Raw genomic sequence first — 22,751 nt, forward strand, 5'->3', positions numbered from 1 at the left:
TCTTTTTTTATATTGTGCCCAATCTTAGCAGAATATGAGCAATAAATTCCGTTAGCTTAGGGAGGGGGCGCAAATCCTGACGCCACAGTAAATGTACCGGCCTCGGCGCGGGCGTGAACGGCTCCAGCACGCGCACCAGCCTGCCGCTAGCCAGCTCTTCCGCCACCAGCACTTCCGGTTGCAGCAGCAGCCCTGCCCCGGCTCGCGCCGCCATGCGTAAGCCGTAGCCGTCGTTGCATCTTAAGATCGCATCACGCTTCCAGCGCACCTCCCCTTCCGCACCCGGCAGCCGCCACTCGTTGCGCGCGGTCCACACCGTGTGCGACAGGCACAGATGATCCACCAGATCGGCGGGCGTCTGCGGCGTGCCGTGTCGCGCCAGATAATCCGGCGCGGCGCAGATCACCATGTTGTAGGGACACAGATATTTCGCCACCAGATCGTCATTGCGGATATCGCCAATGCGAATGGCCAGATCGACCCCCTCTTCCACCAGATCGACCATCCGGTTGGTGAGATCCAGTTCGATACGCACTTCCGGGTAGCGCTGCAAAAATGTGGCCGTCAGAGGGGCGATCGCGCAGCCGCCAAACGACGTGGGGGCGGTGACGCGCAGGGTGCCGGCGGGCGCCGCGCGCAGCCGTTCAACCGCGCTTTCGGCAATCGAGACCTGCTCCAGCACGCGCCTGGCCTCTTCGAAATAAACGCGTCCGGCGTCGGTCAGGCTCTGGCGACGGGTATTGCGCTCCAGCAGCCGCGTGCCGAGCTGAGATTCGAGCAGCGCAATATATTTCCCGACCATCACCGCCGACATCTCCAGCCGCGCCGCCGCGCCGGTGAAGCTGCCGCTCTCTACCACCGCGATAAACGTCTCCATGCCGCGAAGCTTATCCATATTCCAAACCCCTGGTTAGCAATCATCTAACTTTAGCCCAGTTTATCTGACTTTTTATTTATTAAAGAATGAGGGCTCACAACATGAGGAGTCGGATATGAAAATCGTCATTATTGGTGCCAGCGGTACGGTCGGTCGTGCCGTAACCGAAGAGTTAAGCCGTCGTCACGAGGTCATCCGCGTGGGTCGCACGCGGGGCGACTACCAGGTGGATATTACCTCGCAGGCGAGCGTGCAGGCGCTGTTTGAGAAAATCGGCCCGGTGGATGCGATTGTCTCCGCCAGCGGTGGTCTCTACTTTGGCCCGCTCGCGACCATGAAGGACAGCGACTTCAACCAGGGCCTGCAGGATAAGCTGCTCGGGCAGGTGCGCCTGGCGCTGACCGGCCAGCATTATCTGAACGAAGGCGGCTCGATTACGCTGATAAGCGGGATTGTGGCGCACGAGCCGATTGCGCAGGGCGTAAATGCCACCACGGTCAATGCGGCGCTGGAAGGGTTTGTCCGCGCCGCAGCCTGCGAACTGCCGCGCGGGATCCGCATTAACCTGATTAGCCCAACGGTATTGACGGAATCCGCCGAAGCGTATGACGGGTTCTTCCCTGGCTTTGAAAGCGTTCCCGCCGCGACCGTGGCCCAGGCCTACCGCCGCAGCGTGGAAGGGGTGCAGAGCGGGCGGGTGTATAAGGTAGGTTACTGAGCCTTACGGGCGGACATCAGCACCAGCATCGGGCGCTCCGCCTCTTCGGACAATGCAGGCCAGGCGTCAATCTGCGCCTGCGTTGGTCCCCACTCATTGACTTCACTTATCGTTAACCCGGCCTTTATCAGCGCGTTAAGCGTGGTGCCCAGCGTGCGGTGGTATTTAATCACTCCATCCGCCAGCCAGTTGCTGACGCGCTGGCTTTCATCCTGATAATGGTTCACGCCCCAGAACCGCTCGCCGCTGTCGTCGGTCAGCCAGCCCTGACGGGTGGCGCAGGTGTAAATCGGGTGCTCCATCGAGAAGACCAGGCTGCCACCCGGTTTTAGCGCGCGCTGAACGTTGGCGAATAGCGTGTCCAGTTCCGGCAGGTAGTGCAGCGCCAGCGAGCTGTAGACCAGATCGAGACTGTTTTCGCGAAGCTGAAGAGATTCCAGATCGCTACGCTGATAGTGAATCTGCGGGTCATTCGTCAGTTCAGCCGCGCGGGCAAGCATTTTTTCTGAGATATCGACGCCCGTAACGTCGCTAGCGCCCAGCGCGCGCGCCGCGCGGCAGAACCAGCCGTAACCGCAGCCGAGATCGATAACCGCTTTACCGGTTAAATCAGGCAGCATTGCCTTGAGCGCAGGCCACTCAGGCGCACCGTCCAGCCCGTGCACCGAACGCGGAAGCTGAGCGTAGCCTTCAAAAAACGCCGGGTTGTCGTAGATGTTTTGTGCCATGACGGACTCCTTTATCGCAACAGAGGCGAGGGTAAAGCACCCCTCGCCCGTTGGCAACGTATCCGTCTGATAAATCACAGCCTGCGCCGGATTTTCTCCACCATGGCTGTGGTTGAGATCCCGTAGCGGTCATGGAGGGTTGGCAACGCGCCCGCATCAAGGAACGCGTCCGGCAGCGCGACGGTATCGAAATCCACGTTCACGCGGTTGCGCATCAACAGCGACGCGACGGCTTCGCACAACCCGCCTACGCTGCTGTGGTTTTCCGCCACGATGAGCAGCCGTCCCGGCTTCGCGGCCTGCGCCAGGATCGTCTCTTCGTCCAGCGGCTTAATGGTGGGCGAGTGCAGCACCGCCACGCTGACGTTATCCTTACGCAGCTGCTTCGCCGCCTCCAGCGCACGCATGGTCATCAGGCCTGAGGCGACGATCAGGACATCGCTCCCCTCTTCCAGCAGCGCAGCTTTGCCAATCTTAAACTGGTAGTTGTACTGGTCCAGCACCACCGGCACCTTGCCGCGCAGCAGGCGCATATAGACAGGGCCATCGTGCGCTGCCATCGCCGGCACCGCCTGTTCCGTGTCGATTGCGTCACAGGGATCGATAATCGTCATGCCCGGAATACCGCGCATAATCGCAATATCTTCCGTCGCCTGGTGGCTCGGCCCGTAACCGGTGGTTAGCCCCGGCAGCGCCGCACAGATCTTCACGTTCAGGTGCTCTTCAGCAATCACCTGATGGATAAAGTCGTAGGCGCGGCGGGTAGCGAAGACGGCATAGGTTGTGGCGAAAGGAATAAAGCCCTCTTTCGCCATGCCGCCCGCGGCCCCCATTAGCAGCTGTTCGGCCATGCCCATCTGGAAGAAGCGTTCCGGGTAGGCCTGGGCAAAAATGTGTAGATCGGTGTACTTCGACAGATCCGCCGTCATGCCGACGATCTCCGGTCGCTGTTCCGCCAGCTTCACCAGCGCGTGACCGAACGGTGCGGCGCGCGTCTCCTGGCCCTCTTCCGCGATAGAGGCAATCATCGCCGACGTGGTTAAACGCGGTTTTTTCTCCGTGGTCTGGCTCATTACAGCACTCCTTCAGGTTTGTTGGCATCCAGCACGGCGAGTGCCTTTTGCCACTCGTCAGCATCCACGCGAATAAAATGGTTCTTGTCACGCTTTTCGAGGAACGGCACGCCCTTGCCCATCAGCGTGTCGCACAAAATGACGCGCGGCTGGTTTTCCGGGTAGCGTTTGGCGTTATCAAACGCCGTCACCAGCGCAGGAACATCGTTGCCGTTCACGCGCTGCACGTACCAGCCGAAGGAGGTCCATTTATCCTCCAGCGGCTCAAAGCCGAGGATCGCGTGCGAGTTGCCATCCGCCTGCTGGCGGTTAATGTCCACCAGCACGATCAGGTTCGACAGGCCGTGATGTGCCGCCGACATCGCCGCTTCCCAGGTTGACCCTTCGTCCAGCTCGCCGTCCGACATGGAGTTAACGACCCATGCCGCGCTCTGCTTGTGCTTCAGCCCCAGCGCCATGCCAACGCCAATGCTTAAGCCCTGCCCCAGCGAACCGCCGGAGATCTCCATACCTGGCGTGTAGGTTGCCATACCGGACATCGGCAGGCGGCTGTCGTCCGCACCATAGGTCTCCAGCTCCTCTTCAGGAACGATCCCGGCTTCAATCAGGGCCGCATAACAGGCAATGGCGTAATGGCCGTGGGAGAGCAGAAAACGGTCGCGCTCTTCCCACTCCGGCTCGCCCGGCTTTAGGTTCATTCCGTGGGTAAACGCGGTGGCCAGCACATCGGCATAGCCCAGCGCCTGCCCGATGTAGCCCTGCCCCTGCACTTCGCCCATGCGCAGCGCGTAGCGGCGAATGCGCCAGGCCGCAGCGGCAACCTGTTGAACTGTGGTATCCATCATCGTCGTATCTCCTTAATGGATCAGCATCCCGCCGTTCACGTCGAGCGTGATACCGGTGGAGTAAGAAGAGAGGTCGCTGCCGAGGAACAGCGCGGCGCGGGCAATATCCTGCGCGTCTCCGAGGCGGTTAAGCGGAATGCCCGCCAGAATGGACGTTTTCATCTCATCGCTCAGCTTGCCTGCGGTGATGTCCGTCTGGATAAGACCCGGCGTGATGCAGTTTACCCGCACATTGTCGGGCCCCAGTTCACGCGCCATGGCTTTTGCCAGTCCCAGCACACCCGCTTTTGCAGCGCTGTAGTGTGGGCCGCCGAAGATGCCGCCGCCGCGCTGGGCCGATACCGATGAAATGCAGACGATGCTGCCCGACTTTTGCGCGCGCATAGTGGGAATAACCGCCTGGGACATTAGCAGCGTGCCGCGCAGGCTGACGTCAAGCACCGCATCGTAATTTTCGCGTTTGATATCCATCAGCTTGATCGGCTGAGTAATGCCGGCGTTATTCACCAGAATATCGATGCGCCCGTATTTCCCCAGCACCTGCTCAATGGCGGCATTAACCTGTAATTCATTGCTGACGTTCGCCGCAAGGCCCAGATGTTCGTCGCCCAGACTCGCGGCGGCAGCCCGGCTGGCTTCAGCGTTTAAATCGATAATCACCACTTTCGCACCCTGTTCGGCATATAATTTCGCCGTAGCGAAACCCAAACCGCGTACGGAAGCCGCGCCGGTAATAACGGCGACTTTATTTTTCAGTAGCATATATTTACTCCATTCGGACAAGAGATATTTAATGATTTATTTCGGTTCTTCCAGCAGCATAATCATAATTAAGCCAATGGCTGCGCAAATACCGAAATAAATAAACACGGAATTAAAACTACCTGTTTTATCCAGCAGATAACCTGCCAGCATCGGGGAAACAAATCCGCCGAGATTACCGCCGCTATTGATGATGGACGCGGCAATGGGATAGGTTTTACTGTCCGCAACAGCCATGCCATAAGCTGTAAAAGCGGGCCAGCCAATATTCAGACAGAGACCGACAAAAAATAGTCCGACGCAAACCGCCACGGTGCTTTGCGGAATATTCAGCATAATGACCATCATTAAAACGGTGCTGATGGCGGTAAACATCATGGTCGGTTTACGTCGGCGGCCGAGCAGTTTGTCGGAGACGTAGCCGCCAAAAATCGCACCGATAAATCCACCGATGCACGGCATGCTGGCGACCAGCCCCATGCTCATAAACGTAAAGCCTTTCTCTTTCACCAGATAGAGCGGGATCCACGTCAACAGTCCGTACAGCACGCTGACCATCATAAAATAGGCCAGGCAGTCGCCGAGAATATTCTTCGAGGTAAACAGCCCTTTCACCGTGCTTACCGGGGCTAACTCCCGCACGCGGATCAGCCGATCGAGGCGTGCAAAGCCCGGTGAAATCACGATGTTTTCACGTCTGGCGTCCGGCGTCTCCTGGCCGGCGGTAATGGTCTCCAGCTCCGCTTTAGAGACGAATGCGCTCTCGGACGGCTTCGTACGTACCAGCAGATACCACAGGACGGCAATGACCAATCCTGGGATCGCAAAGGAGAAAAAGACCCAGCGCCAGCCCCAGGTCATGGCGATCCACACGGCCAGCGGCGGCACGAGGATGGGCGCGAACATGGTGGCGGCGATGTAGACGCCCGTGGCCGTGGCCTTCTCCTTTGGCGGAAACCAGTTATTGATGGTGGAGGCCAGCCCGACCGGGCACGGCCCCTCTGTTAACCCCAGCCCCAGGCGGATACACTTCAGGCCCAGAACCGAGGTTGCGGTGCCCATCAGCCAGGTAAAGGCAGAGAAGCCGAATATCGACAGTGCCACCATGCCGCGAATTCCCTTTTTGGCAATAAAAAAGCCCGCAGGAATTTGGCTCAGGGCGTATCCCAAAAAAAACATGCTGGCGATGGCACCGGCTTCGAAATTATTGATATGAAATTCGTCAATGATAAACGGCAGTACCGCACCAATATTTGTTCGGTCAGCATAGTTAATGGCATAAACAATAAAAATTAATGCCAGCACAACGAAACGGTAATTGGTTTTTTTAGTCTTTATGTAGGGGACAGCTTGTTCTATACGAGACATAACTTACCTCATTATTCGAACACCGTGAGTCGTTTTATTATTGCGTTCAACGTCAATATATCGGCTCCCCCATGAAACGCCATTCAATAAAGCTCATTTATTGCTGAGATAAATTTGATTCGCGATACAGCTCAAAAAAATAACATCGGGATAAAATTGCCCGCTCGCAGTCTCAATGTTATGTTTTTTATCAATTATCGTGTAAGGAGTAGGCCATGTCCGCGCAGGATCGCCAGACGTTATCGCTGCCCTCGCTCAGAAATTTGCAGGCGTTTATCGCCGTTGCTAACGCCCTGAGCATCCATCAGGCGGCGGAACAGCTCAACGTCACGCCTTCGGCGGTAAGCCACCAGATCGCGTCGCTGGAATCGTGGCTGGGCAAGAAATTATTTATCCGCAGCGGCAAAGGGGTTCAACTCACCCCGACGGGAGAAAAATATCTGCGGGAGGTCTCGGCGGCGATGAGCGCCATTGGACGCGCCACCGATCAGATCGTGAAAGAAAAAGACAATGCTGTGCTTCGCGTGCACTCTTCCCCCACTTTCGGACTGTCATGGCTGTTGCGCCGTCTGGGCAGATTCCGCGCAGAATATCCTGATATCACCATCAATCTCACCTGCTCCTATGAGAACCTGCAGTTCGCCAGAGATAATATCGACATTGATATCCGTCATGGTATTCCGGACTGGGATGCTTACCGGGTGATGACCATTAAAAACGACACGCTGGTAGTATTAGCCTCGCCGGGCTATGCAGAAGAGCATCCCATCAGCACGCCCGCCGATCTGCTGCAACAGTCGCTTATCTCCTCCACCAGCACTCTGGTGAACTGGGAAAAATGGTTCGCCTGGCACAATATCGACAGGCCCTGGCTCAATTTCAGCCTCAGCTTCGACCGTTCCTATATGAGCTTTGAAGCGGCGCGCATGGGGCTGGGGTTTATTCTGGAGAGCAAAATGATGGCTACCGATCACCTGAAGGATGGCTCGCTGGTACAGGTGCTGCCGGATGAGATGGGAATCGCCATTAACGCGCATCATCTGGTGATGCCGCACATGAACGAACGCGCGTGGAAGATCCAGCAGTTCGTCGAGTGGATTGATCGGGAGTTGCGATTGTCGGGGTATCACCTGTAGCGATACCCCATCGTGGCGTCAGGCGACCGTGCCCCAGACGAGATTCCCCTTGTGGAACGTCGCGGTGCGCGGAGAAATGCGCGCCACGGCCTCGGCGGAACAGGAGGCGTCCACCAGCACAAAGCTGGCGTCGTCCTGCGCTTTCGGCCATACGCGTTCACCTTTATCGTTCAGCGGCAGCACGTCGCCGGTAGCGATGCCGAGCGCGCGGGAGAGCGTCTGCTCGTTCGGGCGAATATAGAGCTGGGCGTACAGATTGGCTTTCTCCAGCATGTCACCCAGACCGTACGGCGACCAGTGGTCGATCACGCTGTCGGTGCCGGTCATAACAAACACGCCCTTCTCCCGCAGCTGCTTCAGCGGCATGTGCAGGGTGCCAATCGGCACGGTGGAGGCGATGGTCACCTGCTGCGCCGCCATGCGGGTGGCAATCTCATCCACCTGCTGCTCGTTGAGCGTCGCCAGCGCGAAGGCGTGGCTGATGGTCAGCTTCCCCTTCAGCTCCGGCGTTTTCTCCACGGTTTCCACCATGTAGTTCACCGCCGCCACGCCCGCCGGGCTGGTTTCATGGAGGTGAATATCCACCCCTTTGTCGTAATCCAGCGCAATCTGGAACATGGTATCGAGCGATTTCTCCATCGCGCCGTCAACGCTGGTTGGGTCCAGCCCGCCTACGTAGTGCGCCCCCGCCTGCATCGCCTCGCGCATCAGCTTTTCAGCGTTGGAGAGCAGCAGGCCGTGCTGCGGGAAGGCAACGATTTCGCAGTCAAAACCTGCGCTGCGGCGCGCCAGCACCGCCTGCAAATTTTCCAGGTTTTTCAGGCCGGAAACCGGCTCAATATTGCAGTGGCTGCGGGCGATGGTGGACCCTTTAGACTGGATCAGGTCGATCAGCTTTTCGGCGCGTTCTTGCGTGTAGGGCTGTAACTCCGGCAGCAGCTTCTGCTCCAGGCGGATCATGTCCTGAATGGTGGTGCCCGCCGGACGGTTCAGGGAGCGCCACGGGCCGCCGTAGAAGGTTTTATCCAGGTGAATGTGCATGTCGCGCATCGCCGGAAGCATCAGCTTTTTACCCGCGTCGTAGTGCGGCAGGGTCGCGTCGGCGTGGCTGCCGTTATCGCGCAGGGCGACAATTTTCCCGTCTTTGATCTCCAGCGTTTTCAGCTCGGTGCGGGTGCTCGTCGCCACGCTGCCCTCGAAATTAAACCCGGCCTCCAGCAGCACGTTGTCCAGATAGTAATGTTTCGCGATGATCTTCATCGGTTTACCCGTCTCGCAGGTTGCCTTTGCAGAGTCGGCAGCATACGCGACGGAGCCGGTGGCGCCAAACAGCGCGCAGGCGGTGACCATTTTGCCGCTCTGGCTGATAAACTCGCGGCGGCTTTTGTTTTCACTCATCTTATCTTCCTTCATTAACAATGTGGGTACCCGTTTCACCGCGCAACGCCGCGGGAAGGCGGTCCGGCGAGGTGATGATCACGCGCCTGCCGCCGTGGCGTAAAAATGCCAGCGAGGCGACGATTTTGGGCAGCATGCTGCCCGCCGGGAAGTGGCCTTCGTCCATGTAGCGCGTCATCTGCGCTACATTGACGGTGTCCAGCATCTGCTGGTCTGGCTTGCCGAAGTTAACGCAGACTTTCTCCACGCCGGTGGTTATCACCAGCACGTCGGCGCAAATCTCACGGGCCAGCAGCGCGGTGGAGAGATCTTTATCGATAACCGCATCCACGCTCTGATAATCCCCCTGCTCGCTGCGCACAACGGGAATGCCTCCGCCGCCCGCGCCGATGACCACAAAACCTTTCTGCGTTAGCGCCTTAATCGCATCCGCCTCGACGATGCGCAGCGGCTGGGGCGAGGCCACCACGCGGCGATAGCCCCGGCCTGAATCCTCGACAAAGTGCCAGTCCGGGTGCGCGCGCTGCAGTTCGTCGCGCTGCGCCTCGCTGAAGAACGCGCCGATCGGTTTTGTCGGATGCGTAAAGCCGGGATCGTTTTTATCCACCTCCACCTGGGTAACGACCGTGACCGCCTTTTGCTCGCCACGCGCCGCCAGGCGGTTGTTTAGCGCCTGCTGAATCAGGTAGCCGATGCCGCCCTGGGTATCCGCCACGCAGTTTGCCAGCGGGGTCAACGGCAGCCCTTCCCGCTCGTGGGCGATCTCGGCGCGGCGCAGATCCAGCCCCACCTGAGGGCCGTTGCCGTGGGTAAGCACGATGTCATAGTCGGAGGCCAGCATTTCGAGCACGGACTCGGCCACCGCTTTAACCGCCTGCGCCTGATGCTCAACCGACTGGCTGGCGTTGTCTTTGATAATGCTGTTGCCGCCAATGGCGACGACCATAAGCTCTTTCATTTTGTTTCCTTTAGAAGGTGCGTTCTGGTGCCCTCACCCCGGCCCTCTCCCACAGGGAGATGGGGATTAACAGAGGTATCCAGCACATGCTTCACCACAAACATGCCGCCCATCATCAGATACGCGGTGACGAACATCAGCGAACTGCCTTCGGCAAAGCCCACGACCGGAGCGTGGATCACCCCGAACAGCGCCAGCAGCGCCCCGCCCGCCGCAGCCACGGCCCCGCGCAGCGGTTTGTTGATGATGGCGAAGATAGCGATACAGCCCCAGAGCATGCTGGCGAGCGGCGCGCCGTTGCCGAGGTGCATCAGCCCCTCGTAGTAGATCCCTTTGCTGTGCAGCACGTCGGTGCCAATTTTCGCCGCGCTGGTTCCCGCCGCGCTCATCACGCTGTTCATCATGGTCAGCGCCCAGTTAGCGATCCACGGGAACAGGCAGATAAAGATGACGGGCACCTCCACTTTCGGCGTTTCCCGCACCACCTGGTTGGCGGTGACAACGCCGATAAACACCAGAATCGGCACGATAGCGGTCATCGGTATGATGGCGAGCATAAAGGCCCCCAGCCCGAACAGCGGCACGATGAACATGGTCACGCCGGACGCCAGCGTGTAGCCGATGCTCGCCCCCCATCGCCTTCCAGCCGGGATGGCCCACGTAGACCGTGACCGGGAACGGGTTGCCCATCAGGCAGCCGAGCATGGAAGCCAGGCCGTTCGCCAGCATCACCCTGCGGGTCGGGTACTCATCCCCCGCCGCGTGGGCGCTTTCGATGTTCTCCAGGTCAAAGATGTAGTTCGCCAGACCCAGCGGTACGGCGGACGCCAGATAAGGCAGCGCGTGCGGCAGGCCCTGCATAAAGCTGTCCACGTGCACCTCCGGCGGGTTAAAGCCGAAGGATGACATGGACGCCTTAATGGCATCCGGGCTTTGCAGTCCGGAAATCCACGCCAGCGCCGTTCCGGCAATCAGCAGCAGCAGGCCGGTCGGGATTTTGGCGAAAATCGGCTTTTTACCGAACCAGTTAATGAAGATCAGCAGCAGAACGATGAACGACACGGTGGGCGCTTCGAACGCCTGCAACATCGGGTTCATCGCCAGCAGCAGCAGGCCAAGACCGGACAGGCACGACAGCAGCACGGTACGCGGGATCATCTTGCGAATGGTCTCACCCAGGAACGAGCCGCCCGCGAGGATCATTGCTTCCACAAAGCACCACACCAGGCCAATCTGAATCGCGAAATCCGCATCCCCGGTTTGCTGGTAGACGGGCATCAGAACCAGAAAGGTCACGGTAAAAATCGAGGGTGCGCTCGGGCCGGACGGCAGCGCGGTGACGTCCGTACGTCCGGTGGTGCGCGCCATTTGCAGACCAAACCATGTGTAGCATAAGCTCGCTACCAGCACCGCCAGCCCGAAGGCCGGCGCGATGCGTCCATAAACAATCTCCTTCGGGATGCCGACGACAAAAATGAGCAGCCCCATCATGGTCAGCAAATTAGTCAGGTTGTTGGTCATCAACCCGAAATAGGCCGCCCAGTCACCTCTTTTCCACTCCAGTTTCATGTTTTTCATGGATGCATACCTTATAGAACGTAGCGATCGCGGAAGGTCAACAGCGCCTTTTCAAAACAGCTAAACGGCGGGTGAACGATGCCCGCCCCAATCATGCCGATGCCCGCGTCTTTGTGAGCAATGGCGGTGTTGATCACCGGCAGAATGCCGCTGCCCGCCACTCTGGTGATGTCGATGGCGGTTGGAATGCCCATAAACGACAGCAGCGGAATGGTGACGTTCGGGTTCTCGCCGAGGGTGATTTCGCGCATCTGGCGCGAGAAGTCGATGGCTTCCTCCACCGTGCCACCCACCAGCGCAACGATGGCCGGTGCCGTCGCCATCGCAAAGCCGCCGATGCCGTAGGTTTCGGTGATGGCGCTGTCGCCAATATCCAGTCCGGAGTCTTCCGGCCTGTAGCCCGCGAACATCGGGCCAATCACCTGCTGCGCCGGGCCGGTGAACCACTGTCCCGGCAGGCCGGAAACGCGCAGGCCGAACTCGTAGCCGTTGCGCGCCATGGTGGTAACCACGGTGCTATATTCAATGCCGTGAGCGGCATCCAGCGCGGCTTTACACATCGCCATCCACGTCGGGCCGGAGAAGTAGTCGCTGCTGGCGACAAACTCAAACACCTCGCGCTGCTGCTCCACCGGGTAGCCCGCCTGAATCAGCCCCGGCGTCAGCGCCTGGATCAGCAGCGTGGTGCCGGCGTTGTTGCGGTTGTGGCACTCGTCGCCCATGTGCAGCGCCTGGGCCAGCATCAGGCGCAGGTCGATTTCGCCGATGATATTCATCGCGTCGCGCAGCATCGGGCCGAGCACGTCGCGCATCCAGTTCAGGCGGTCGATCACGCTCTGGTCGTTAGCGCCCATACGCAGGATCTTCGCCATCTGCTCGCTGAGGTTGGTGAAGGCGCGGTTGCCGTAGGTTTTGTTCTCAACAATGTGCATAAACATCGACGCGGAGGTGACGCCCGCCATGGAGCCCACGCAGTCGTGCTCGTGGCACGGCGAGAAGGTGATCTCCCCGGAAGCAGCCAGCCTTGCAGCATCCTCCAGATCCGTCGCCAGCCCTTCAAATAGCAGCGCCCCGGTAACCGCGCCCTTCATCGCGCCGCACATGTTTTCCCATGCGACGGGCGGACCGGCGTGCAGAATGGTGGTGCGGGTCATGCCCGGCACTACGTTAATTGCCTGGTCATAGCCCACCAGCACCGGGTGAGACTGGATGATGCGCTCAAGGGCGATTTTGTTCGCGGCGGCGATCTTCTCCGCCAATGGTTTTTTCGCCAGCTGGTCGAGCGCTTCCACCACCTGCATGTTGCCCTGCCCCGGCGGCGTCCAGTCGAGCTGGGTCACGGGAACGTGCTGCTTTTTGAGGTCGTCGCTGAACATCGCAATGCCGACGTTAATGACGTTAAGCGGCTGGTTGAATAAAGTGGTCATTATGCTTTCTCCCCTTTGCAGACAAATTCGCGTGCCAGTAATCCGGTGTTGGTGCTGCTGCTGGCCCAGATGACGCCTGCGTCGGTCAGCCGCTGGCACTGCTGCGCCAGCGACTGCGGATCCTGGTCGGTGCCGAGCACGTAGCCGAGGATCTCCAGCGGACGGTTATCGGCTTTCGCGATCGCCTGTGCCTCTTTGATCGCGTCGATCATCACCCCTACCGGATCCTCGTGCGCGCCAAAGCCGAGCACGAAGTCCATCACGATGACGCCCACCTGCGGATCGCGCGCCTCCTGCAGCAGGCGGCTGATGCGGTTGGTCGGGTCGATCATTGGGTGCGGTTTGCCGTTGGTGAAGTCGTCGTCACCGAAGTCAAGGAAGGTGTGGGCCTGGCTGACGCTGATGTCCTTCAGGCGCTTAGCCGGATCCGGCTGGATATTGCTCCAGACATCGTCGAACTTCTCCAGCGCGGCAAACATCGCCTCGTCGCACAGGGTGCCGCCGCAGAACAGGCCGCGAATGTACTTCTGCTGTGGGGTCAGGCGGGCGCGCACCTCTTCAATCAAAGGCCAGTTGAGCGGATGCAGATCCAGGGACTCTTTTTTAATGCCGGTAAGCAGCACCGCCTTCAGCGCCGCTTCTTTGGTGCCACGCGCAAACTGCAGGCCGTCTTCATCGGCGGGCGGTTCGCTGCGGCCGAGGAAGCAAACAATCACCGGCTTGCGGCAGGCTCTGGCGCGGGCCAGCACTTTTTCTGCCACGGCAGGAGCCGCTGGTTTGGAGATGAGCGCAATCACCCGGGTGCCCTCATCCGCCTCAAGCATGTCGATGGCGTCGAGCATCATCAGGCCACCGATTTTTTCGCTGAGATCGCGCCCGCCGGTGCCGATCAGCTGCGACACGCCGCCGCCGAACTCGTGAATGCGCACGCTCAGCTCCTGGCTGCCGGTGCCGGAGGCGCCAACAATCCCAATCGGCCCGCGACGTACCGCGTTGGCGAAGCACAGCCCCGCACCGTTGATGATGGCGGTCCCGCAGTCTGGCCCCATCATCAGCAGCCCTTTCTCATGCGCCAGCTGCTTCAGTGCCAGCTCGTCGTCGAGCGACACGTTATCGGAGAACAGCATGACGTTAAGATCGTTTTCCAGCGCCTGACGCGCTTCGCGGGCGGCAAAGGTGCCGTTGACGGAAATGACCGCCAGGTTGCTGTCCGGGCGATGAGTTTTGGCGCTGGCAATCGTCGCGTAGCGTGCTTCATGGGTGCCGCCGCTCGCTTTATGGGTAAATAAAGCCTCTATTTCCGCCAGCGTTTCATCGTTCGCCGCGTCGCCTTTAATCACGATCATCAGGTCGCCATTTTTGGCTTCCGCTAATTCCGGCGTGAGCAGCCCGAGATTTTTCAGAACGCCTTTATTCATTTCCGTCGCCATTGCCACAAACGCCTGTTCGACGCCCGGCAATTTATTGGCTTTGGTGGAAACCGACATTAAGGAAACCGAATCGAAATACGTGTTCTTTTTTATGACGATTTTGGTTGGCATTGTTTTCTCCTGAATACGGATAAAAGGGGGCCGCCGTCGCGCAGAATGCACGTCGGTAAAAATACTGTTTGAATTAACGGCCAGCCGGACGTGGCTGGCCGAATGCGTTATGCGCCCGCCGCCAGCAGCAGATCGGCTATTGCATCGAAGCCTTTTTCCCGCGCCAGTTCGAGCGGGGTTTTGCCGTATTTATCGGTCATGTGCGGATTCGCGCCGTGATCCAGCAGCAGCTTCACAATTTCCTGCTGCTTTGCGCCGCCGTCATTCAGCACGATGGCTTCCAGCAGCGGCGTCCAGCCGACAAAGTTAGTGTGGTTGACGTTAATATCGGTTTTTTCCAGCAGCTCGCGCACGATTTCAACGTGGCCTTTTTCACTGGCAGGGGTAATGCCCACGCCGCCGAAGCGCGTCAGACGGTCGAGATCCGGATTCGCCGGAAGAACGATGCGCAGCAGGGTTAAATCATTAGTCAGGCAGCTTATCAGGAAGGGGTTAAAACAGGTCTGGTCCTGTTTATCAATATCCGCGCCGGCGGCAATTAAAAATTCCACGCAGGCATAATGCTTTTTCAGGCTGGCAATAATAATGGCGGTTCTTTTCTGGCGGTTGGTGGCGTTAATATCCACGCCGTTATCCAGGCAGGCTTTTAGCGCGTCGATGTTGCCCTCTTCTGCCGCCAGCAGAAATTCCGTAACGAGTGCGTTTGCAGACATATTCAGTCTCCCAATGTTTCACTTCTGTTGACCTGAGAATAGCAACAGCCTGGTCACAAAAGAATCCGCTTAAAAATGATTCATCGACACGCAATTCATTGTTGAGTTAAATTCAACAGTCAGGCGAAAACGTGCGTCTGTGCAACCTTTTTCTTATGGTTTACCGCTATTTAGCGCCTCAGACAGCATTATCCTTATGGTTGTAAAAGCCTTGCAGGACACGGCTCCGCGTAAATAGTCAGAACTGTGACACACTTCAAATATGATGTAACGGCGCTGTTAAAATATGTTCAAAACTGATGGCTGAGGATGCTGTGATATGAATTCCATCTTTACCGAAGAGAACCTGCTGGCCTTCACCACCGCGGCACGCTTCGGCAGCTTCAGCAAAGCCGCCGCCGAGCTGGGTGTGACGACCTCCGCCATTAGCTACACCATTAAGCGCATGGAGACCGGGCTGGATGTGGTGCTGTTTGTGCGCAACACGCGCAGCATCGAGTTGACGGAGTCCGGGTTTTATTTTTACCGTAAGGCCACCGACCTGCTGAACGATTTCCACGCCATCAAGCGCGGGATTGATACCATTTCGCAGGGCATCGAGGCGCGAGTACGCATCTGCATTAATCAGCTCTTGTATACGCCGCGCCATACCGCGCGTTTGCTGCAGGTGCTGAAAAAGCAGTTTCCCACCTGCCAGATCACGGTGACGACCGAGGTGTATAACGGCGTCTGGGATTCGATCATCAACAATCAGGCCAACATCGCGATTGGCGCGCCGGATACGCTGCTGGACGGCGGCGGGATTGATTACACCGAAATTGGCGCCATTCGCTGGGTGTTTGCCATCGCGCCGGAACATCCCCTCGCCTTTGTTCCCGAACCGATAGCGGAGAGCCAGTTGCGCCTGTACCCCAACATCATGGTGGAAGATACCGCGCATACCATCAACAAGAAGGTCGGCTGGCTGCTGCACGGGCAGGAGGCGATTCTGGTGCCGGATTTCAACACCAAGTGCCAGTGCCAGATTCTGGGGGAAGGGATTGGCTTTTTGCCGGAATACATGGCAAGAGAAGCGATGGAAGACGGTCTGCTCATCACGCGGCGTATTAACAATCCGCGTCAGGACTCGCGCATGCTGCTCGCCACGCAGCATGCGGCGACCGGCCAGGTGACGCGCTGGATCAAACAGCAGTTTGGCCCGGAAGGCGTATTAACCGGTATATACAGTGATTTACTGTGGCGTGCTTAGTTTTTCGTCTGCACCCAAAACGCGTGGATAAGGCCCGGGAAGTAACCCAGGATGGTCAGAAGGATGTTCAGAATAAACGCCCAGCCCAGTCCCTTGCCAAGCAGCACGCCCAGCGGCGGGAGAATAATCGTAAAAACAACGCGCCAAAAACCCATAATCACTCCGTGCAAGCTAACCAATTGAAAATTAAAAAGAGACATTTCTCTAAGCATAGCCAGTTTACGGGTTACTGCCATTCGTCTCTCGCGCTTTTACCTGCCTTTACCCTCTTTACACTGGCTTAAGCCCTTCCTTAAATGTTCTACTACTCATAAATTGACCGTAAGGAAACACCATGTCTCTTTCTCTTATTTCGCCACAGCAGGCGAACGCGCTTATTAAAGAAGGCGCAAAACTGATTGATATTCGCGATCCCGATGAGTATGCCCGCGAGCATATTCCGGCAGCACGCTCCATACCGCTGGATTCTTTACCCGGCGGGCTCAACGCTGCCCCTGGTGAAACGGTGATTTTCCACTGTCAGTCCGGGACACGGACATCAAACAATGCTGCGCGACTTGCGCAGGCAGCGTTGCCGGCTCAGGCCTTCGTGGTTGAGGGGGGCATTCAGGGCTGGAAGCAGGCCGGGCTGCTGACCGTTGAAGATAAATCCCAGCCGCTCCCGCTGATGCGGCAGGTACAAATTGCCGCCGGGCTGCTGATCCTCTGCGGCGTGGTGCTGGGTTATAGCGTCTCCAGCGGCTTTTTCCTGCTGAGCGGTTTCGTCGGTGCCGGGCTGCTGTTCGCCGGTGTGACAGGTTTTTGCGGTATGGCACGGTTGCTGAAAGTGATGCCGTGGAACCGTCATACCTCATAAGCAGTAATCAATGAATTACGCTGTACCCGGCATCAGACGTCGGCTAAGGTGAAGATCGCTAAAACGATGAGGAGGTTATATGTTTTCTGTCGGTGATTATGTGCAACCGCTTAAAGGCGGCCCAAAGCTGAAAGTGCTCGAAGTGAACGGTGAAAACGTGGTGGCGGTACAGGCCAGCAATGAACAAGGCGAGAAATATACGCTGAAAGCGGTCGATTTGGCGCCGTATACCGAAGAAGGTGATTTCGGCGTCTGCTGAACAGACAACCGGGCGGCTTGTTCCGCCCGGTCCACGTATTAGATCAGAAAATCATCCAGTGATTTACCCTCTGCCAGCGCGCTGGCAATAGGCTTCGGCGTGCGGCCCTGGCCGGTCCACGTTTTTTCTTCACCGTTCTGGTCAATAAAGCGATATTTCGCTTCACGCGGTTTACGCTTTTTAGTCGGTTTACCCGCCTGCGCCAGTTCTGAACCCAGCAGGTCAGTCGGAGAAATACCATCGGCTTTCATCAGTTCCAGCAGGGTATTAATTTTTTCCTGCTGTTCAGCGCGCTGCTGCTCTAATTCCGCCAGCTCATTGCGTTTTTCTTCAGTAACGACCCTGACCTTTTCCAGCATTTCCTCAAGAACGTCCAGGGTTAATTCTCGCGCCATCGCGCGCAGGGTTCGGATATTATTAAGATTCTGTAACGTCAAAGACATATTATTGAAAACCTTTTCTTTGGGGTAAATAGATAAATCGCCCCAAGAATAATTCATTTCAGTTGAAATATCTACTCAAAGGTCCAAACGGGCATAAATGTAAATATATTTAAATATCGCCGTTAATAATAGCGCATAGCATTGGCGGGAAACACGTAGATCTAATCACTGAATCAATATAAATGGTCAACTTTAATCCAAATCACAGCATACTGCGCTCTCATCAGGGGAGTGGATTTCTGCGTCAAAAGCAAAACATCTAAGACATTGATTTATATAAGTAAAACATTTGATGAGACATATTATAACGAACCGGATAAAAAACAACCAATTTTAGAGAATTTTGTGGACAAAAGGCGAGTAAATAAAAATTAATCACTAGTTGTTAGTTCAAACACAGAGATATACGCTATACACCTCAAACAAACCAACCTAAAGCACTAGCCGCTGAAGGAAAACCGATTCCACTGCGTTCTTCTCAAGGAGTTCAGACATGTTCTCGCCGCAATCTCGCCTGCGCCACGCGGTGGCGGATACTTTCGCGATGGTTGTCTACTGTTCCGTTGTGAACATGCTGATTGAAATATTCCTCTCCGGAATGACCTTCGAGCAGTCACTTTCTTCTCGTCTGGTGGCGATCCCGGTCAATATTATTATCGCATGGCCTTACGGGCTATACCGCGATGCCGTCATGCGTTTCGCGCGCCGCATCAGCCCGGCGGGCTGGATGAAAAATCTTGCCGACGTGCTGGCGTACGTCACATTCCAGTCGCCGGTCTACGTGGCTATTCTCCTGACAGTGGGCGCGGACTGGCACCAGATTGCCGCAGCGGTCAGTTCGAATATCGTGGTATCAATGCTGATGGGTGCGGTATACGGCTATTTCCTCGACTACTGCCGCCGCCTGTTTAAGGTCAGCCAGTATGGCCAGGTAAAAGCGTAATGTGAAGCGACTGGCGAAAGCCAGTCGCAGATTTACTGTACGTCGCCAAACAGTCCCTTTAGAAACCGCTCCAGCGCCATACGCGAACTGAAACCGTGCGGAATACCATAATGCTCATGCCGTTCACCGCCTAAATAGAGCGGAAATTGCTGATAGTGGTCGCAGGTTTTAATATCCGAGGCAGGCTCAGCAAATGACAGACTTCTGTCTTTCAGCGTCGGGTGAATAATGAGAGCGGTACGTCCCATCCTGGCTTCACGATTAACATAAACATAATTCTCGCCGCGGCGATATCCATACGCTTTTGGCGTTACCTCATCCATGGTGAATCCCTCTTTTTCAAGAACGCGTGCCACCTCGTCAGGTCGTAAATACATATCTTTTCCTCGTTATCTTTTCCTGCCCGGCAACCTTACAGTAATCAGCATTAGCAGGGCTTTCAGAATAGTCCATAAACTGGCGGATAACGCGTGACGCGCTTCAGATATTAAATTTCTGAACTAAACTAAACGGGAACACAAAATTACGGAGGATCGTATGTTTAACAGACCGAACCGAAACGATATTAACGACGACGCGCAGGATATTCGTAATGATGTCAGCCAATTAGCGGACACGCTTGAGGAAGTGCTGAAATCCTGGGGATCGGATGCGAAGGATGAAGCAGATGCTGCGAAACGTAAGGCTCAGTCTCTGCTCCGTGAAACCCGCGCCCGTATGAACGGACGTTCACGCGCTACGCAGGCGGCCTGCGACATGGCAAGCTGTGCTACGACCTTCGTACGTGAAAAACCACTGTGTACGCTGGGAACCGTCGCGGCGGTCGGCATTTTTGTCGGAGCCCTGCTCAGCCTGCGTAAGTAAGCCCGCATTCTCAACCCCGGTAGCCTCAGGCGCCGGGGCTTTTTTATGCCTGTAAGCCTGAAAAACCCGTACAGCCCGCCGTGCCCCGCTGTGCTCATCACCAGGGCAATACTAATCTGAATTTCCCATATCTTGTATGGTTGAATCTTTTCTCAACTACATCTAGTATTCCCTTAAGAAAGACACACACTCTATGACGCGTTAACTCGCGCCGTTTTCTCATTCTAAATGGAAATACGAATCATGAGCATTATTATTTACACTCGTAACGATTGTGTTCAGTGCCACGCCACCAAACGGGCGATGGAGAGCCGCGGCGTGGCGTTTGAGATGGTAAATATCGACCTGGTGCCCGATGCCGCGGATACCCTGCGCGAACAGGGATTTCGTCAGCTTCCGGTAGTGGTTGCCGGTGATACCAGCTGGTCTGGCTTTCGCCCGGACATGATTAACCGCCTGAGCGCTCAGGCCACGCGTGCATGAGTGGGCTGGTCTTCTTCTCCAGCAGCTCAGAAAACACGCTGCGCTTTATTGAGCGCCTCGGGCTGCCTGCGGTGCGTATTCCGCTCAATGAGCGGGAGCGCATTCAGGTAGACGAACCTTACATTCTGGTGGTGCCCAGCTATGGCGGCGGCGGTACGGCAGGAGCAGTACCTCGCCAGGTGATCCGCTTTCTGAACGATCCTCATAACCGGGTACTGATTCGGGGCGTGATCGCGGCGGGCAATCGTAATTTTGGCGATGCCTTTGGCCGCGCCGGGGATGTCATCTCTCAAAAATGCGGGGTGCCGTATCTCTATCGTTTTGAACTGATGGGGACACAGCAGGACGTAGAAAACGTGCGTAAAGGAGTGAACGAATTTTGGCAACGACAACCGCAGAACGGGTAATTCAGGCGACGCCGGACTACCACGCATTAAACGCGATGCTTAACCTCTATGACCGGGAGGGGCGCATTCAGTTTGGCAAAGATCGCGAGGCGGTAGAGGCTTTTTTCGCCGCCCACGTGCGGCCCAACAGCGTGACGTTTGCAAGCCAGAATGAACGTCTCGACTATCTGGTTAACGAGGGCTACTACGAGGAGCGCGTCCTGGCCCGCTACGATCGTCCCTTCGTGGTAAGACTGTTTGAACGTGCGCACGCCAGCGGTTTTCGCTTCCAGACGTTTCTTGGCGCATGGAAGTATTACACCAGCTACACCCTGAAAACCTTCGACGGCAAACGCTACCTGGAAAGCTTTGAAGATCGCACCGTGATGGTGGCCCTGACGCTGGCCCAGGGCGATGAAGCGCTGGCTGAACGGCTGACGGAGGAGATCCTCTCCGGCCGCTTCCAGCCCGCCACGCCGACGTTTCTCAACTGTGGTAAAGCCCAGCGCGGCGAGCTGGTCTCCTGCTTCCTGCTGCGCATCGAAGACAATATGGAGTCGATTGGCCGTGCGGTGAACTCAGCGCTGCAGCTTTCCAAACGCGGCGGCGGCGTGGCGTTTCTGCTCTCGAACCTGCGGGAAGCGGGCGCGCCGATCAAACGCATCGAAAACCAGTCTTCCGGCGTCATCCCGGTGATGAAGATGCTGGAAGATGCCTTCTCCTACGCCAACCAGCTTGGCGCGCGCCAGGGGGCGGGGGCGGTTTACCTGCACGCGCACCACCCGGACATCCTGCGTTTTCTCGATACCAAGCGCGAAAACGCCGACGAAAAAATCCGCATCAAAACCCTGTCGCTCGGCGTGACGATCCCGGATATCACGTTTAAGCTGGCCAAAGAGAATGCCGACATGGCGCTCTTCTCGCCGTATGACGTGGAGCGGATCTACGGCAAAGCGTTTGGCGACGTGGCGATAAGCGAGCTTTATGACGAGCTGGTTGCAGACGATCGCATCCGCAAGAAATTCATCAACGCCCGCGATTTCTTCCAGACGCTTGCGGAAATTCAGTTTGAATCCGGCTATCCGTACATCATGTACGAGGATACGGTAAACCGCGCCAATCCGATTGCCGGGCGCATCAACATGAGCAACCTGTGCTCGGAAATTTTGCAGGTCAACAGCGCCTCCGCTTACGACGAAAACCTGGACTACGCGGAGATCGGCAAAGATATCTCCTGCAACCTCGGCTCGCTGAATATTGCCCACACCATGGATTCGCCAGATTTTGGCCGCACGGTGGAGACTGCCGTTCGCGGGCTGACGGCGGTATCGGACATGAGCCACATCCGCAGCGTACCGTCCATCGAGGCGGGCAACGCCGCATCGCACGCCATCGGCCTGGGGCAGATGAACCTGCACGGCTATCTGGCACGGGAAGGCATCGCCTACGGCAGCCCGGAAGGGCTGGATTTCACGAATCTCTATTTCTACACCGTCACCTGGCATGCGCTGCATACCTCAATGATGCTGGCGCGCGAGCGCAACCAGCGGTTCGCAGGCTTTGAGCAGTCGCGCTACGCCAGCGGGGCGTATTTCAGCCAGTATCTGGAAGGCGACTGGCAGCCGAAAACCGAAAAAGTGCGCGCGCTGTTTGACCGCGCCGGCATTACCTTGCCGACGCGCGAGATGTGGCAGCAGTTGCGCGACGACGTGATGCGCTACGGCATTTATAACCAGAACCTGCAGGCGGTGCCGCCAACCGGTTCGATTTCCTACATCAACCACGCCACGTCGAGCATTCACCCGATCGTGTCGAAGATTGAAATTCGTAAGGAAGGCAAAACCGGACGCGTCTACTACCCTGCCCCGTTTATGACCAATGAAAACCTGGCGCTGTACCAGGACGCGTACGAGATCGGCCCGGAAAAAATCATTGATACCTACGCCGAGGCCACGAAGCACGTGGACCAGGGGTTGTCGCTGACGCTCTTCTTCCCGGACACCGCTACCACGCGGGATATCAACAAAGCGCAGATTTACGCCTGGAAGAAAGGCATCAAAACGCTGTACTACATTCGCCTGCGCCAGCTTGCGCTGGAAGGCACCGAAATCGAAGGCTGCGTGTCCTGCGCGCTGTAAGGAGAAAG

At 57.1% G+C, this 22,751-nt stretch carries 24 protein-coding genes and 1 pseudogene; 10 read left to right on the forward strand and 15 right to left on the reverse strand.

Annotated elements, in window-relative coordinates:
• Window positions 1–7: 7 nt before the first annotated feature.
• Complete coding sequence (locus IB212_RS17790; protein ID WP_045260881.1) at window positions 8–895, reverse strand: LysR family transcriptional regulator; 888 nt, start codon at window positions 893–895, stop codon at window positions 8–10.
• Between the two features lie 97 nt (window positions 896–992).
• On the opposite strand from IB212_RS17790, the gene IB212_RS17795 reads away from it, so the two are divergent.
• Complete coding sequence (locus IB212_RS17795) at window positions 993–1,595, forward strand: short chain dehydrogenase (RefSeq protein WP_028014155.1); 603 nt, start codon at window positions 993–995, stop codon at window positions 1,593–1,595.
• Here the strand turns inward: IB212_RS17795 and IB212_RS17800 are convergent.
• The 5 genes from IB212_RS17800 to IB212_RS17820 all read right to left on the reverse strand — a co-directional run bounded on the left by IB212_RS17800 (window position 1,589) and on the right by IB212_RS17820 (window position 6,371).
• Window positions 1,589–2,323, reverse strand: a complete 735-nt coding sequence (locus IB212_RS17800; RefSeq protein ID WP_041908558.1) for a bifunctional 2-polyprenyl-6-hydroxyphenol methylase/3-demethylubiquinol 3-O-methyltransferase UbiG — start codon at window positions 2,321–2,323, stop codon at window positions 1,589–1,591. The two genes, IB212_RS17795 and IB212_RS17800, sit on opposite strands and share 7 nt — an antisense overlap.
• Before the next feature lie 74 nt (window positions 2,324–2,397).
• Window positions 2,398–3,396, reverse strand: a complete 999-nt coding sequence (locus IB212_RS17805) for a transketolase family protein (RefSeq protein ID WP_041908555.1) — start codon at window positions 3,394–3,396, stop codon at window positions 2,398–2,400.
• Window positions 3,396–4,241 (reverse strand): transketolase, encoded by an 846-nt coding sequence (locus IB212_RS17810; protein WP_041908553.1) that lies wholly within the window; start codon window positions 4,239–4,241, stop codon window positions 3,396–3,398. The genes IB212_RS17805 and IB212_RS17810 overlap by 1 nt, the downstream gene beginning before the upstream one ends.
• 12 nt (window positions 4,242–4,253) lie before the next feature.
• A complete protein-coding gene (locus IB212_RS17815; RefSeq protein WP_003862216.1) occupies window positions 4,254–5,003 on the reverse strand; it encodes an SDR family NAD(P)-dependent oxidoreductase in 750 nt (249 codons plus the stop codon).
• 36 nt (window positions 5,004–5,039) lie between these two features.
• Window positions 5,040–6,371: an MFS transporter gene (locus IB212_RS17820; RefSeq protein ID WP_041908551.1), complete on the reverse strand. Its 1,332-nt coding sequence runs from the start codon at window positions 6,369–6,371 to the stop codon at window positions 5,040–5,042.
• A gap of 215 nt (window positions 6,372–6,586) precedes the next feature.
• On the opposite strand from IB212_RS17820, the gene IB212_RS17825 reads away from it, so the two are divergent.
• The gene (locus IB212_RS17825) at window positions 6,587–7,507 is read left to right on the forward strand and encodes a LysR substrate-binding domain-containing protein (RefSeq protein WP_028014161.1); all 921 of its coding nucleotides are present in this window, start codon (window positions 6,587–6,589) and stop codon (window positions 7,505–7,507) included.
• An 18-nt stretch (window positions 7,508–7,525) separates the two neighbouring features.
• Here the strand turns inward: IB212_RS17825 and IB212_RS17830 are convergent, their stop codons facing one another.
• The 6 genes and pseudogenes from IB212_RS17830 to IB212_RS17855 form a co-directional block, all read right to left on the reverse strand.
• Window positions 7,526–8,905 (reverse strand): amidohydrolase family protein, encoded by a 1,380-nt coding sequence (locus tag IB212_RS17830; RefSeq protein WP_041908549.1) that lies wholly within the window; start codon window positions 8,903–8,905, stop codon window positions 7,526–7,528.
• 1 nt (window position 8,906) lies between these two features.
• Window positions 8,907–9,863 (reverse strand): carbamate kinase family protein, encoded by a 957-nt coding sequence (locus IB212_RS17835; protein WP_041908547.1) that lies wholly within the window; start codon window positions 9,861–9,863, stop codon window positions 8,907–8,909.
• Window positions 9,860–11,441 (reverse strand): annotated as a pseudogene (locus IB212_RS17840) (xanthine permease). Before IB212_RS17840 ends, IB212_RS17835 begins: the two are co-directional and overlap by 4 nt.
• Window positions 11,442–11,452: 11 nt before the next feature.
• Window positions 11,453–12,868 carry a DUF1116 domain-containing protein gene (locus tag IB212_RS17845; RefSeq protein WP_041908543.1) on the reverse strand — a complete coding sequence of 472 codons (1,416 nt, stop codon included), beginning with the start codon at window positions 12,866–12,868 and terminating at the stop codon, window positions 11,453–11,455.
• Window positions 12,868–14,409, reverse strand: a complete 1,542-nt coding sequence (gene fdrA, locus IB212_RS17850; RefSeq protein ID WP_041908541.1) for an acyl-CoA synthetase FdrA — start codon at window positions 14,407–14,409, stop codon at window positions 12,868–12,870. Before fdrA ends, IB212_RS17845 begins: the two co-directional genes overlap by 1 nt.
• A 107-nt stretch (window positions 14,410–14,516) precedes the next feature.
• Window positions 14,517–15,122 carry an ankyrin repeat domain-containing protein gene (locus IB212_RS17855; protein ID WP_041908539.1) on the reverse strand — a complete coding sequence of 202 codons (606 nt, stop codon included), beginning with the start codon at window positions 15,120–15,122 and terminating at the stop codon, window positions 14,517–14,519.
• Window positions 15,123–15,441: 319 nt separating this feature from the next.
• Between IB212_RS17855 and IB212_RS17860 the strand changes: the two genes are divergently transcribed.
• Complete coding sequence (locus IB212_RS17860; protein WP_028014168.1) at window positions 15,442–16,371, forward strand: LysR substrate-binding domain-containing protein; 930 nt, start codon at window positions 15,442–15,444, stop codon at window positions 16,369–16,371.
• Here the strand turns inward: IB212_RS17860 and IB212_RS17865 are convergent.
• Window positions 16,368–16,526 (reverse strand): YqaE/Pmp3 family membrane protein, encoded by a 159-nt coding sequence (locus tag IB212_RS17865; RefSeq protein ID WP_032644909.1) that lies wholly within the window; start codon window positions 16,524–16,526, stop codon window positions 16,368–16,370. The two genes, IB212_RS17860 and IB212_RS17865, sit on opposite strands and share 4 nt — an antisense overlap.
• Window positions 16,527–16,705: 179 nt before the next feature.
• Between IB212_RS17865 and IB212_RS17870 the strand changes: the two genes are divergently transcribed.
• The gene (locus IB212_RS17870) at window positions 16,706–17,227 is read left to right on the forward strand and encodes a rhodanese family protein (RefSeq protein ID WP_028014169.1); all 522 of its coding nucleotides are present in this window, start codon (window positions 16,706–16,708) and stop codon (window positions 17,225–17,227) included.
• A 79-nt stretch (window positions 17,228–17,306) separates the two neighbouring features.
• Window positions 17,307–17,486, forward strand: coding sequence for a hypothetical protein (locus IB212_RS17875; RefSeq protein WP_041908537.1), 180 nt, complete (start codon window positions 17,307–17,309; stop codon window positions 17,484–17,486).
• 38 nt (window positions 17,487–17,524) lie between these two features.
• On the opposite strand, the gene stpA is transcribed toward IB212_RS17875, so the two are convergent.
• A complete protein-coding gene (gene stpA / locus IB212_RS17880) occupies window positions 17,525–17,929 on the reverse strand; it encodes a DNA-binding protein StpA (RefSeq protein ID WP_041908535.1) in 405 nt (134 codons plus the stop codon).
• A 493-nt stretch (window positions 17,930–18,422) separates the two neighbouring features.
• Here stpA and alaE point away from each other — a divergent pair, with 493 nt between their 5' ends.
• On the forward strand, window positions 18,423–18,872 hold the full coding sequence (alaE, locus tag IB212_RS17885; RefSeq protein ID WP_028014172.1) for an L-alanine exporter AlaE: 450 nt from the start codon (window positions 18,423–18,425) through the stop codon (window positions 18,870–18,872).
• A 32-nt stretch (window positions 18,873–18,904) separates the two neighbouring features.
• Here the strand turns inward: alaE and IB212_RS17890 are convergent, their stop codons facing one another.
• The gene (locus IB212_RS17890) at window positions 18,905–19,249 is read right to left on the reverse strand and encodes a DUF2002 family protein (protein ID WP_023308923.1); all 345 of its coding nucleotides are present in this window, start codon (window positions 19,247–19,249) and stop codon (window positions 18,905–18,907) included.
• Window positions 19,250–19,409: 160 nt separating this feature from the next.
• On the opposite strand from IB212_RS17890, the gene IB212_RS17895 reads away from it, so the two are divergent.
• The 4 genes from IB212_RS17895 (at window position 19,410) to nrdE (ending at window position 22,743) form a co-directional block, all read left to right on the forward strand.
• The gene (locus IB212_RS17895; protein ID WP_023308924.1) at window positions 19,410–19,736 is read left to right on the forward strand and encodes a DUF883 domain-containing protein; all 327 of its coding nucleotides are present in this window, start codon (window positions 19,410–19,412) and stop codon (window positions 19,734–19,736) included.
• A gap of 243 nt (window positions 19,737–19,979) precedes the next feature.
• On the forward strand, window positions 19,980–20,219 hold the full coding sequence (gene nrdH / locus IB212_RS17900) for a glutaredoxin-like protein NrdH (RefSeq protein ID WP_041908533.1): 240 nt from the start codon (window positions 19,980–19,982) through the stop codon (window positions 20,217–20,219).
• Window positions 20,216–20,626 carry a class Ib ribonucleoside-diphosphate reductase assembly flavoprotein NrdI gene (gene nrdI / locus IB212_RS17905; RefSeq protein ID WP_041908531.1) on the forward strand — a complete coding sequence of 137 codons (411 nt, stop codon included), beginning with the start codon at window positions 20,216–20,218 and terminating at the stop codon, window positions 20,624–20,626. The genes nrdH and nrdI overlap by 4 nt, the downstream gene beginning before the upstream one ends.
• Window positions 20,599–22,743, forward strand: a complete 2,145-nt coding sequence (nrdE, locus tag IB212_RS17910; RefSeq protein WP_041908529.1) for a class 1b ribonucleoside-diphosphate reductase subunit alpha — start codon at window positions 20,599–20,601, stop codon at window positions 22,741–22,743. Before nrdI ends, nrdE begins: the two co-directional genes overlap by 28 nt.
• Window positions 22,744–22,751: the final 8 nt, after the last annotated feature.

The sequence above is a fragment of the Enterobacter sp. E12 genome, assembly GCF_014596715.2.
Classification (GTDB): domain Bacteria; phylum Pseudomonadota; class Gammaproteobacteria; order Enterobacterales; family Enterobacteriaceae; genus Enterobacter; species Enterobacter bugandensis.